Origin of the sequence: Arthrobacter oryzae (assembly GCF_037911235.1) — a bacterium.
In the GTDB taxonomy this organism is placed as follows: Bacteria; Actinomycetota; Actinomycetes; order Actinomycetales; family Micrococcaceae; genus Arthrobacter; species Arthrobacter oryzae_E.
The window spans coordinates 22,259-29,960 of the sequence record NZ_JBBLYW010000055.1; the positions used below are offsets into that span (position 1 = coordinate 22,259).

At 65.1% G+C, this 7,702-nt stretch carries 8 protein-coding genes; 4 read left to right on the plus strand and 4 right to left on the minus strand.

From position 1 onward, the window contains the following. The first annotated feature begins 176 nt into the window (after window positions 1–176). The gene (locus tag WMN78_RS15930; RefSeq protein WP_340534710.1) at window positions 177–938 is read left to right on the plus strand and encodes an isoprenyl transferase; all 762 of its coding nucleotides are present in this window, start codon (window positions 177–179) and stop codon (window positions 936–938) included. A gap of 237 nt (window positions 939–1,175) precedes the next feature. Then, complete coding sequence (locus WMN78_RS15935) at window positions 1,176–2,618, plus strand: PhoH family protein (RefSeq protein ID WP_340534701.1); 1,443 nt, start codon at window positions 1,176–1,178, stop codon at window positions 2,616–2,618. Window positions 2,619–2,677: 59 nt separating this feature from the next. Here WMN78_RS15935 and WMN78_RS15940 read toward each other — a convergent pair whose 3' ends face one another. Together WMN78_RS15940 and WMN78_RS15945 are read right to left on the minus strand one after the other, a co-directional pair. Continuing rightward, on the minus strand, window positions 2,678–3,322 hold the full coding sequence (locus WMN78_RS15940; RefSeq protein ID WP_340534702.1) for a GNAT family protein: 645 nt from the start codon (window positions 3,320–3,322) through the stop codon (window positions 2,678–2,680). Window positions 3,323–3,358: 36 nt separating this feature from the next. Beyond that, on the minus strand, window positions 3,359–4,204 hold the full coding sequence (locus WMN78_RS15945; protein WP_340534703.1) for a hypothetical protein: 846 nt from the start codon (window positions 4,202–4,204) through the stop codon (window positions 3,359–3,361). A 58-nt stretch (window positions 4,205–4,262) separates the two neighbouring features. Here WMN78_RS15945 and WMN78_RS15950 point away from each other — a divergent pair, with 58 nt between their 5' ends. Both WMN78_RS15950 and WMN78_RS15955 read left to right on the plus strand, forming a co-directional pair. Beyond that, the gene (locus WMN78_RS15950) at window positions 4,263–4,823 is read left to right on the plus strand and encodes a prepilin peptidase (protein WP_340534704.1); all 561 of its coding nucleotides are present in this window, start codon (window positions 4,263–4,265) and stop codon (window positions 4,821–4,823) included. Between the two features lie 63 nt (window positions 4,824–4,886). Next, entirely contained in the window at window positions 4,887–5,357 is a 471-nt protein-coding gene (locus tag WMN78_RS15955; protein WP_340534705.1) for an NUDIX domain-containing protein, read from the plus strand. A 22-nt stretch (window positions 5,358–5,379) separates the two neighbouring features. Here the strand turns inward: WMN78_RS15955 and WMN78_RS15960 are convergent, their stop codons facing one another. After that, window positions 5,380–6,993, minus strand: a complete 1,614-nt coding sequence (locus WMN78_RS15960; protein WP_340534706.1) for an MDR family MFS transporter — start codon at window positions 6,991–6,993, stop codon at window positions 5,380–5,382. Continuing rightward, window positions 6,990–7,661, minus strand: coding sequence for a TetR/AcrR family transcriptional regulator (locus WMN78_RS15965; protein ID WP_340534707.1), 672 nt, complete (start codon window positions 7,659–7,661; stop codon window positions 6,990–6,992). Before WMN78_RS15965 ends, WMN78_RS15960 begins: the two co-directional genes overlap by 4 nt. Between the last annotated feature and the right edge of the window lie 41 nt (window positions 7,662–7,702).

Genomic DNA, 7,702 nt, shown 5'->3' on the forward strand with positions numbered 1-7,702 from the left:
GGTTGGGGAGTTTTGCTTTCCATGGCTCAAGAATAAACTACGTTCCAGTAAGTTACTGATGGGTAACAAGCTCTTGCGGCCAATTGCGAAGCAGTTGTGCACAGTGTCACCGGTGCGGGCGGGTAGCCTAGGAATGCACTGCCGTCATACATCAAGGAAGTCAGGTGAGTCTCCGGATGGAGTTGCCCGGGATCCTCTATGGCTTCTATGAACGCAGGCTCCTGCGCTCGCTGGACAAGGACCGCATCCCCAAACACATCGGTGTGATGGTGGATGGCAACCGCCGCTGGGCCAAGCAGTTCAACGCTCCCACCAGCCAGGGCCACCAGGCCGGTGCCGACAAAATCCATGAGTTCCTCGGCTGGTGCCAGGAGCTCGGCATCAAGGTGGTCACGCTCTACATGCTGTCCACCGACAACATGAGCCGCTCCGGCGAAGAGCTGGACCTGCTGATGGGGATCATTGCCAACACGCTCGACCGGCTGGACGAGGACGAGGACGTCTCGGTCCACGCCATGGGGGCGCCGGAGCTGCTTCCCGATTACCTGGCGGACCGGCTCAACAAGCTCACGGCGCGGACGCCGGCCCACGAAAAACTCCACGTCAACGTCGCCGTGGGCTACGGAGGGCGCCGCGAAATCGTGGATGCCGTCCGCGAGCTCCTCCACGACGCCGTGGCCCGGGGCAAGGACATCAGCAAGCTCGCGGATGATCTCACGGTCGACGACATCTCAAGGTTCCTGTACACCCGCGGGCAACCGGACCCGGACCTGGTCATCCGCACTTCGGGTGAGCAGCGCCTGTCCGGCTTCCTGATGTGGCAGAGCGCCTACAGCGAGTTCTACTTCTGCGAGGCGCTCTGGCCCGCCTTCCGCAAAGTGGACTTCCTTCGCGCCTTGCGCGACTACGCAGGCAGGCAGCGGCGCTTCGGCTCCTGACGGCCGGTTCATGCAGAGTTCACGTGATCGCAACAAGAATCGCCGTGAAATAGTTTGGGAAACAAAGCCGCGAGGAATTACGTTGAGCTTATTAGCAGGCACACTGCCGGCTAATCGGGGAGGCCAGTACATGGAGCGGATGTTCGCACCGGATGTATGGGAGGCCGGAACCGGCCTCGTGGCCGATCCGCCTCACCTATAAAATATCCGGGCGTGCGCCCCGGGGCTGGAGTCGATGTGGCTATTTCTGAACAACTGCCCGACGTCATTTCCGACCAGGGAGAGAAAGCTACCTCTCGCGCCAAGCGAGCAACCTCACAGACCGGTGCAGCGAATTATGACGCTGCGGCCGGTCTTGCTGTATCCGGCCAAAATGCCGGGACGGACGACACCGTTTGGACCTTCGTCATCGACACCTCGGTTTTGCTCTCGGACCCCCGCGCGCTGCTGCGGTTCGCGGAGCACGAAGTCATTGTGCCGATCGTGGTCATCACGGAGCTGGAGGGCAAACGGCACGACCCCGAGCTGGGATACTTCGCCCGCAAGGCACTGCGGCTCTTGGATGACCTCAGGGTCCAGCACGGCGGACTCGACCGTCCCATTCCGCTGGGCGACGACGGCGGCATCCTCATGGTGGAGATGAACCACATTTCCGCTGAGGTGCTCCCGGCAGGATTCCGCGGAGGGGACAACGACAGCCGAATCCTCGCCGTCGCGAAGAACCTCGCCAACGAGGGCCGGAACATCACGGTGGTTTCCAAGGACCTGCCGATGCGCGTCAAGGCCTCCGCGATGGGGCTCCTCGCCGACGAGTACCGGAACGAACTGGTGAAGGACTCCGGCTGGACCGGGATGGCCGAGGTCGAAGCCAGCGAGGAGGACGTCTCCACCCTGTACGGCCACGAGCCCGTCTTCATCCCTGCGGCGGCAGAGATGCCGGTCAACACCGGACTGGTGCTGCTCTCGAACCGGGGCTCCGCCCTGGGCAGGGTGGGCGCTGACAAACAGGTCCGGCTCGTCAAGGGTGACCGCGACGTCTTCGGTCTGCACGGCCGGTCCGCGGAGCAGCGGCTGGCCATCGACATGCTCATGGATCCGTCCGTGGGCATCGTCTCGATCGGCGGCCGCGCCGGTACCGGAAAGTCGGCGCTGGCACTCTGTGCAGGCCTGGAAGCCGTGCTGGAACGCCGCGAACACCGCAAGGTGATTGTTTTCCGGCCGCTCTACGCGGTGGGCGGGCAGGAGCTCGGCTACCTTCCCGGTTCCGAGTCGGAGAAAATGAACCCCTGGGCGCAGGCCGTCTTCGACACCCTCGGCGCCCTGGTCAGCCAGGAAGTCGTTGAGGAGGTCATGGACCGCGGCATGCTGGAAGTCATGCCATTGACCCACATCCGCGGCCGCTCGCTCCACGACGCGTTCGTGATCGTTGACGAGGCACAGTCCTTGGAGAAGAACGTCCTCCTCACGGTGATGAGCCGGATCGGCCAGAACTCCAAGATCGTCCTGACCCACGACGTCGCCCAGCGCGACAACCTGAGGGTCGGCCGGCACGACGGCGTGGCCGCCGTCGTCGAAACCCTCAAGGGACACCCGCTCTTCGGGCACATCACCCTTACCCGGTCCGAGCGCTCGCCGATCGCGGCACTCGTCACGGACCTGCTTGAGGGGGCAGAGATCTAGTACTGTCCTGCTGAAGGGCCGTGGCCGGTTTGCCCGGCCACGGCCCTTTGCTGTCGCCGCTAGAGCCCCAGATACGTTGCCGTGGGTTCGTGGCCTTCCACCTGCAGGGTCCAGTCGGGGCGTTTGAAGGTGGCCGGGGTGACGCGGACCTTCTGGACTTCCTGCATCTTGCCGCCCCAGGATGCCCGCGTGATGCCGTTCAATTCATAGCCGAGGGAACGTGAGACGCCGAGGGACTGCTCGTTCCAGGCAGCTGCCTCTGACTCCGCGACCTCCGCTTTCAGGTAGTCGAAGGCGTAACTGACGACGGCGGCCCGCATCTCCTTGCCGAAGCCTTGGCCCTGCGCGGACCTGGTCAGCCACGAACCGGTGCTGACCGTCCCCAGCGTCGCGAAATCCCTGGCCTCGACGTCCTGGCAACCGATGAACCCGCCGTCGTGCCAGATGCCCAGCAGGAGTGTCCAGGCTTCCGGCGTTACTTCTGCGCGGCACCGCCAGTACCACTGGGCCATCTTGGGGCCCAGCTGGTCCGCCGGGAACTCGGCCCAGGGCTGGCTGAAAGGGTTTCGACCGGGCTCGTGCACGCCACTCAGGGCCGCCTGCACCGCCGCCGGAATGTCCTCGTCCCGGATGGGCCGGAGGACCAGGCGGGGCGTGGTCAGCGAGAGGGCAAACGGGGGCCAGTAAGAGGCGGGCTCAGTCATCCGGGAAGCTTAGCGGGGTCACCCTTGCGCAGCCAGTCACACGCCCCGGGAGATGTCCCAGCTGATGTGGCGGCGGACATCGGTCAGGTTCATGGATTCGGCGAGGAACAGGTCATCGAGCATGTATTCGTCCACGGCCAGGATCCGGAGCCAGTGGCCAAGGTCCTTCCATTCGTTCTCCAGCGAGCGGCTTGAGACGCAGACTCCGGTGCCGACGTCGATCCTGATCAGGTTCCGTCCGGGCCGGCAAAGCGGCGCCCCGGGGTCCGAAGGCCGGTAGGCGGCATTGGGGATAGCGACGGTTTCCAGTGCGGGGCGGCCCTGATGGTCCACGGCGGTGACGGGGCCGAGTTCCACGGCATTGAGGTTCGGGAACTCGATGGGTACGGGTGCGTTGCCGGCCAGCTCCACCGGATCCAGCGCCGCTGCAAAGCGGCCGTTCCCGAAGCAGGGTTCGCCGTAGGCGGCCTCCGGGCGACGCCGGACCAGTCCGCCGTCGTCAAAGACGGGCGTGACCAACTGCGGTGGCAGGAGCCATGACTTCCGGGTGGAGCTGACGTAGAAGCCGTCCTTGGAGTCATTGATGCCCGTGGTGCTGTGCAGCACCACGCCCGCCGCGGACTCCAGCCGGAGGGCGCCAGGCCGGCGCAGCCAGGCACGCACAGTGTTGCCGGGGTCCGGGTTGTCTGTGCCTGTGTCGGCGGCTGTGCCTGCGGATCCCGGGTTCCCCGTGCCCGGCGCCGGCCGGTCCACGTATTCGAAACGGAGGCTCTGCCACTTCCAGGGCGAGGACCGGCACAGGTTCCGGAACTGTGCGGCCGCATCTGCCGGCTGGTTCCGCGGACCGGCTTCCCCCTGGCGCCTCGCGTCCCATGTCGACATATCCACAGTTTACGCGCGGGCTCAGCGGCGGGCCGGGAAAATCCAGTAGCATCCGAGGGTGATCCAACGACTGGGCGAACTTTGGGAATCCACCCCGCTGGCTTTCTGGCTGGTGCTGGCGGCCTGCGCCTACTTCGGCGTGATGGCCGTGCGGCTCACCGTCATAGACGTCAGGCACCACCTGCTGCCCGACAGGATTGTGTTCCCGTCCTACGCCGTAGGCGGCATACTCCTGCTGACGGCTGTTGCCGCCGTTTTGGTGGCCGGTGCGGACGCGGAGGCAGTGCCCGACGGCGCCGCCCGGCTTTTCGGGCTCCCGGGGGTCCGCATCCTGGCCGGGGGAGCAGCGTTGTGGCTCTTCTACTTCGTCCTGCGCATGATCTATCCGCCGGGGATGGGATTCGGCGACGTGAAACTGGCGGGAGTACTGGGCATGTACCTCGGCTACCTCGGCTGGGGACACGTGTTCGCCGGGACCTTCGCTGCCTTCCTCCTGGGCGGGCTCTGGAGCCTGGGCCTGCTGGCTGCCCGCCGCGGAACGCTCAAGTCCGACATCCCTTTCGGGCCCTTCATGCTTGCCGGCGCGGCTGCGGCCATGCTGCTCCTGCCAGCGGGCTGATGACGAGCGCTGGATAGTGGGCACGGCCCTTCGGCACGAAGGTGCTGCGTTTAGGCTGGAGGCATGGCTGCACCCGAATTCGTCCTCAAGCTCCGCGAAAAGATCGGTCACGACCCGTTGTGGATTCCCGCAGTGCGCGGGGTGGTCTTCAACGACGACGGCCACATCCTGCTGGGTCAGCGCTCTGACAACGGCCGTTGGGCGCTGATCTCGGGAATGCTGGAACCCGGCGAACATCCGGCCCCGGGGCTCGTACGGGAAATCTTCGAGGAGACGGCCGTCGTGGCGGAAACGGAGCGGATGGTTTCCGTGGGGGTGGTGGGGCCCGTCACCTTCCCGAACGGTGACGTGTGCGACTTCCTGGACATTGTGTTCCGCTGCCGGCATGTTTCCGGGGAGGCCCGCGTGAACGACGACGAATCCCTGGCCGTGGGCTGGTTTCCGCTCGACGGGCTGCCGGACATCAGGCCGGGGGACCGGGAGTGCATCCGCCGGGCGCTGCTGCCCGAGGATGCCGTGCACTACGAACCCTGAGGAACTCCCGGCCTCGGTGAAGCTACACCGACGCGGACTGGCGTTCGGCTTCCAGGCGCTCCGCCTCGTCGCCGCCCACGGCTTCGCCCCGGGCCACCATTCCGGCGGTATCGGAGAGCGGGATCTGCTTGAGCGTCAGCGCGAGGATCAACGCAATGCCCAGGAACGGCAGCAGGTACCAGAACACCGGCGCCAGCGAGTCTGCGTAGGCATTCACGATGGCGTCCCGCAGTTGATCAGGGAGCCGGCTCAGGGCCTGCGGGTCCAGGCTCTGGGTGGACTGCGCGGCCTGTTCGACCGACGCGCCTGCCCCGGTAAATGCGTTGGTCAAAGCCTCAGCCAGCCGGGACGTGAAGATGGATCCGCACACTGCCACGCCCAGGGACGCACCCACCTCGCGGAAGTAGTTGTTGGTGCTGGTGGCTGTGCCGATCTGTTCCGCGGGCACGGAGTTCTGCACCACCAGGACGATGACCTGCATGATGGAGCCCAGGCCGGCACCGAACACGAACAGCTGGACGCAGATGACCCAGATGGGGGTGTCCGCTGTCAGGGTGGTCAGCCAGAGCATGGCACCCATGGTGAGGGCCGCGCCCATGATGGGGAACATCCTGTACTTGCCGGTCTTGGAGATCCTGATGCCGGAGTAGATGGCCATGCCCATGAGGCCCGCCATCATGGGCAGCATCAGCAGACCGGATTCGGCGGCCGACGTCCCGGAGGACATCTGCAGGAACGTGGGGACGAACGCGATGGCAGCGAACATGCCCAGTCCCAGGGTGAAGCCGATGGCCGTGGAGTTCACGAAAATCCGGTTCTTGAACAGGCCCAGCGGGATGATGGGGTCCTCGGCCCGGCGTTCCACCACGACAAACGCGGCAGCGGCCACAACGAGCCCGGCGCCGAAGGCCCAGGTCAACGGTGAATCCCAGCCCTCGTCCTTCTTGCTGCCGAAGTCGGTGAAGAAGATCAGGCAGGTGGTGGCCACGGAGAGCAGCAGGACGCCCGGGATATCGATCCGCTTCTCGGCCTTTTTGTTCGGCAGGGTCAGGGTGAACCAGGCGATGGCGAAGGCTGCAATGCCGATGGGGATGTTGATGTAGAAGGCCCATTCCCAGGTCAGGTGGTCAACGAAGTAGCCGCCCAGAAGCGGCCCGGCGACGGCGGAGAGGCCGAAGATGGCGCCCAGCGGGCCCATGTACTTGCCGCGGTCCTTGGCGGGAACAATATCGGCAATGATGGCCTGCGAGAGGATCATGAGGCCGCCGCCGCCGAGGCCCTGGATGGCACGGAAGATGACGAATCCCCAGAAGTCGGTGGCAAAAGCGCAGCCCACCGAGGCGAGGGTGAACAGCGCGATGGCCACGAGGAACAGGTTGCGGCGGCCCAGGACGTCACCGAACTTGCCGTAGATGGGCATCACGATGGTGGTGGCCAGCAGGTAGGCGGTGGTGATCCAGGCCTGGTGTTCCACGCCGCCGAGCTTTCCCACGATGGTGGGCATGGCGGTGGAGACGATGGTCTGGTCCAGGCTGGAGAGCAGCATGCCGGCGATCAGGGCGGAGAAGATGATCCAGATGCGTTTCTGGGTCAGCAGCAGCGGCTCGGCTGCCTTGGGACTGACGGCGGTGCTCATGGGCGTCCTTTAAGGTCTGCAGGTTCGGGTTGGTCAAAGGGCTGGGAGAAGAGACGGCTGGCTGCGGAAATGTTCTCCAGCAGGAGCTCCCGGTAGGGGCGGGTGTTGCCGTCGGAGAAGTAAGCCATGCTGCTTTTCCGGGCGATGGTGCCCAGCAGCACAACCGCCATCTGGACTACAGGGTGGTCCGGCGAAACGCCTTCGCGGAGGGCAACATCCCGGGCGAACTGCGCTTCGCGTTGCTCGGTCACGCCGATGATCCGGAGGATCAGCTGCGGTTCTTTCTTGACGACGCCTATCAACTGGCGGGTTTCCTCCTCGGAGGCCGTCATGTGCTCGGAGAGTCTCAAGGAGAGCCGGACGAGGTCCCGGAACAAGGTGGGGGAGATTTCCCCGGGTGGGGACGACGCGCCTCCGGCGACGAATTCTTCCAGTACCTCCGCGGGGATTTCGTCGTCCACATGGCCGAGGATGGCGTCTTCCTTGGTGGGGAAATAGTTGAAGAACGTACGCCGCGAGATATCCGTCCGCTCGCAGACTTCTTCAACGGTATAGCCGTTGAGCCCGCGTTCGGCGGTCAGTTTCCGGGCGACGGCGGTGATGGCCGCACGCGTCGCGGCCCGCTTGCGCTCGCGGAGCCCGCCCTCTATAACTGCACTTTCATTCACAGAGTAAATAATTGCACTAAAACTGATTGAGTGCAATTTGC